This window comes from Roseomonas sp. USHLN139, from assembly GCF_037145735.1.
GTDB lineage: Bacteria > Pseudomonadota > Alphaproteobacteria > Acetobacterales > Acetobacteraceae > Pseudoroseomonas.
Genome location: NZ_JBBCWY010000035.1, coordinates 1 through 401 on the forward strand (window position 1 = coordinate 1; position 401 = coordinate 401).

Sequence of the window (401 nt, forward strand, 5' to 3'; positions counted from 1 at the left end):
TCCCGGCATCGATCCGCCCCAGCAGGGTTCTGGCCTTTGCCCGTATGCCTCGACGGACGGAACATGTCGGGCACCACCTTCGAGCCTTCGTGCGCCTCGCGAAGCGCGCTTCGCAGTTCCATCATGAGACCGGGCGGCAAAAGGTAAGGCGCTGTCTCCAATCGCACGAGAAGCTCTTCACGGCGCAGCTCGGAAGGTAGGGACCTGAGAAGCTGGCCCAAGACCGGGCTATGCAAGCCCTCGGCCCAGCCCAGGCAACCCAGCATCAGAGCTTGCCCCAGCTTTCGCGCAGCATCTTCCGCCGGCCCTCCGATCTCACCCGCATAGGGCATGAGATCGATGATGGTATCGAGGATCAGGTGCAGCTCCTGACGGCCCGCGGAGCCCTCCCGAAGGACAGC

1 protein-coding gene is annotated in these 401 nt (G+C 64.3%); it reads right to left on the reverse strand.

All coding sequences use genetic code 11. The annotated features are described in order from the left end of the window. Positions 1-401: hypothetical protein (locus WFI16_RS26910; protein WP_419900922.1), on the reverse strand; the 401-nt coding region annotated here is incomplete at both ends.